At 56.2% G+C, this 3,040-nt stretch carries 4 protein-coding genes; 2 read left to right on the top strand and 2 right to left on the bottom strand.

Going from position 1 to position 3,040, the window contains the following annotated elements; all coding sequences use genetic code 11:
• The first annotated feature begins 448 nt into the window (after positions 1-448).
• On the top strand, positions 449-637 hold the full coding sequence (locus tag AC5LBQ_RS09540) for a hypothetical protein (protein WP_297345987.1): 189 nt from the start codon (positions 449-451) through the stop codon (positions 635-637).
• Positions 630-953 carry a type II toxin-antitoxin system RelE/ParE family toxin gene (locus AC5LBQ_RS09535; RefSeq protein WP_295028342.1) on the top strand — a complete coding sequence of 108 codons (324 nt, stop codon included), beginning with the start codon at positions 630-632 and terminating at the stop codon, positions 951-953. Before AC5LBQ_RS09540 ends, AC5LBQ_RS09535 begins: the two co-directional genes overlap by 8 nt.
• A gap of 333 nt (positions 954-1,286) precedes the next feature.
• On the opposite strand, the gene AC5LBQ_RS09530 is transcribed toward AC5LBQ_RS09535, so the two are convergent.
• Together AC5LBQ_RS09530 and AC5LBQ_RS09525 are read right to left on the bottom strand one after the other, a co-directional pair.
• Positions 1,287-2,840 (bottom strand): RNA/DNA-binding domain-containing protein, encoded by a 1,554-nt coding sequence (locus AC5LBQ_RS09530; protein WP_295028345.1) that lies wholly within the window; start codon positions 2,838-2,840, stop codon positions 1,287-1,289.
• A gap of 3 nt (positions 2,841-2,843) precedes the next feature.
• Positions 2,844-3,040, bottom strand: a 197-nt coding sequence (locus tag AC5LBQ_RS09525; protein WP_493265326.1) for a hypothetical protein, incomplete at its 5' end; no start/stop codon positions are given.

Here is a 3,040-nt window from a genome sequence, read left to right as displayed (position 1 = left end):
GCTTCGGTGTTGGGGATTATAGGGGGAGAATAGCCGGGTAGCTGCCATTATTGGCAGCTACCCGGCTATTCTCCCCCTTTAGGCACGCCCCAGCCCGGTATCCCATCAAAAAACCTCCCGGTTTGCCTGTTCAGGCTGTGAAGGATCAGATGGCGGCACCGTTGCCTATAATCCCGCTCCCACTACTGTTTACCTGGTTTTGGCTGACTCTATTGTTGATGCGGCTACTTCCGGTATGTTGAACTCGAATAAGGTGTTCTTTGGCCCGGTGGTGGCTGTTCCGTCGAAAATGCCAGCGCTACCAGGCCCTTGGAAGCTACTCCTCGTAACGACAGCAACAACCGGGATAACAACACAAAAATATCCATCACCCCGACAACCCCACCCCAATGCAGGGGCCTGTTGAACGCAATTCCCTGGTAAAATTGGATCAATCAGGGAGGTTGTTATGGGACAAGCGACAGTATTGGAGACTCGACCCGAAGGGGCTATTGAGAGTCAGGAAACTGCGCGCGGCCTGAACGAGGAAGCGGTTGACGAGGCGATTCGGGCTGCGGAAGCCGAGTTGGACGCAGGCGGCAAGGCACGCCCGGCTCGTGAGGCGTTGAGCGAGCTGCGGGGAAAGCATTTTGGCTGATCCTGAATTGGATGAGCCAGCGCGTTACGAGGTGTTCATCGCACCGCTTGCCGAGCGACAAATTGACGCGATTTATGCGTATTTAGCGGGTGTATTGTTGGTGCCTGAGACGGCAATCGAGATTGTGGACGCAATTGAGGAAGGGATTTTGTCCCTGGAAGTAATGCCGAATCGGGGCGCGCTGCGGAGGACTGGCGCGTATGCGGGCCAGTATCGGCAGATATTTGCGGGGCGTTTCGTGATTCTGTATCGGGTAGATGACGCGGCGCGGACTGTCATGGTGGTGGCGGTGAAGCATACGTTGCAGGATTTCTGAATCCGGCTAAATCCGCTGGCTCCGTCCTGCACCAATCGGGTGAGCCCGAAAAGTCGTCGGAAATGGTGTCCCGGCATGTGCTCGGCTCTTAGTGCGCACGGATTCTAGAATAAGCAGCCTCTCGATAAGCTCGGTGACGGGGTCGGTCGTGTCAGGTCGCCCGGGGTTTTAGGGCCGGGGTGTGTGGATGCTTCGGTGTTTGGGATTTATAGGTGGAGAATAGCCGGGTATCCCATCAAAAAACCTCCCCTGATTCGCTGCAGCCTTTGCGGATGTCGGCCCAAAATCCTCGTTTGCCCGCAACTCGGCGTCGGCCCAGGAATCCCCGGGTGTCTATTGAAGGCAGTACGTTGTATCTGGATCGCCTTGGCTACCAAGCATCACCACGTTCCCGGTAGCGATGAGTTTCCCGAGCGCGTATCGGGCCTGCCCCTCGCTTAGTCCCGTAACAGAACGTATGGTGTTCAGGGTTTGCGGACCATCTGACAGCGAGGCAAGGATAGCGGGACCGTGCTTAGTGCTTGTTTGGGTGAGGGCGGAGGTGGTCGGAATCGGTTCCGTAGACCTCAAGGCTTGTTGTATCGGGGCTGGTCGTGGAGGCTCGGGGGTGAGACGCATGAGGACGTGGAGTTCTATTCCCTGGTCGATAAACCGGGGATGGGGCAGGCCACACGCTTCAAGGACTTGGATGGCTTCACGGATGCCACCGCCTTCACCCTCGATTACGCGCGCCCCGTCAGGAGTACGGACGTTTTTCAAGATTTCGTAAAGCATCGGGTTGACCGCGCTTTTACCGCCTGGTTTACCCAGACGCTCGGCGGTCACGCCCCATAAACCGCCCGGGCTGGTCACCGATAGTACACTCCCACGGATGCGAATCTCGACTCGTTTGGAATCAGTTATGGGTGCCAGCGAACGGTGCACCAGGGCGTTAGCGATGATCTCACGAGCCGCAGCAAGTGGGAATGTGGGCAGGTCGCGGGCGTGACCGTGCTGGTCATAGACCAGGGCTTTACTGGTATTGCGCTCCACCCAAGCAAGAGATTGCTCCAGGAGCTCCGGGACCGGGCCAGTAAAATGCGACAAATCCATGACACGCGGTGTCGAGACCGTTCGCGCGAGTTCGCCCAAGGACGTGCCTGCGGTCGTGTTTTGTCCACGCTCAGAGTCAATCACCTGAACCGCGGCGGTCACCCCCAGGCTCGGCGTGACCGCTTGGGGCATCTTGCCCAGCGCATAAAGACCACCAAGCGTGGCTTCGCCACCAGGAGTCAGAACCCCAGAATAAACCAGCCGCTCATTGCGTGACATCTCATGAAAACGCCGAGAGGCCAGTGACAGCGCTTCATCGTAGGCCGCGACCAAGGACGCATCCAAATCCGTCAGGGACGTTCCGGGGACACTAAACCGGTCGGGATGCATCGGTTCGAAACCCTGTGTCTTCAGAAGTTCGATATGCTGCAGTTCCTGGGGACTCATCGGGTATTCGCCGTCGGCCTGACGCAAATATGCCACACCCTTATAGAAAGCAGGGCGGGACGCGAGTTCTAGCCCGCGCACCGTTGCGACAAGTATGGTCTTGCTGCCGATTTTTAGAGTCTGGAAATCGAGCTGCGGAGGCGGCTTGATATGGTCGCGAGCCTGAGCAGCTATGCCTTGTTCCAGCTTCGCGATACGCGAAGGAGCAATCCCCAACACTTTGAAATCCAGGTTTTCCGAAACACCAATGATAATCGTGCCCCCATCAGGCATATTAGCAAAAGCGCACAAGGTCTGCCCCAGGCCAGGAATGCCATTAGCGCCCGTTTTCACTTCAACATCGTAAGAATCTCCACCACGTTCCCGCAGTTCATCAAGCACTTTTATAAGAGTTCCAGAGTCCAGCACTCTTTAAGTATAAGACTTAAAGAGTTTAAGTGTAAGAGCAAGTGCGAGAGCTGGGGAACAGGCCAGATTTATCCTCGATTTTTCCAACCCTTTATTACCCAGAAGAAGGGTTTTTTTGAAGATGAATTTGAAGAAGAAGTTTGTGATTGGTGCTGCTTCGGTGGCGCTGGTTGCTGGCATGGGTGGCGTGGCTGCTCCGG

This window comes from Mobiluncus sp. (assembly GCF_985070215.1).
Note: the sequence above shows the minus strand (reverse complement) of the source record. Positions and strands in the feature narration are given on the sequence as shown.

Excerpts from the sequence above, each read along its gene's own strand:
- AC5LBQ_RS09540 (WP_297345987.1), top strand. The coding sequence starts at position 449 with ATGGGACAAGCGACAGTATTGGAGACTCGACCCGAAGGGGCTATTGAG.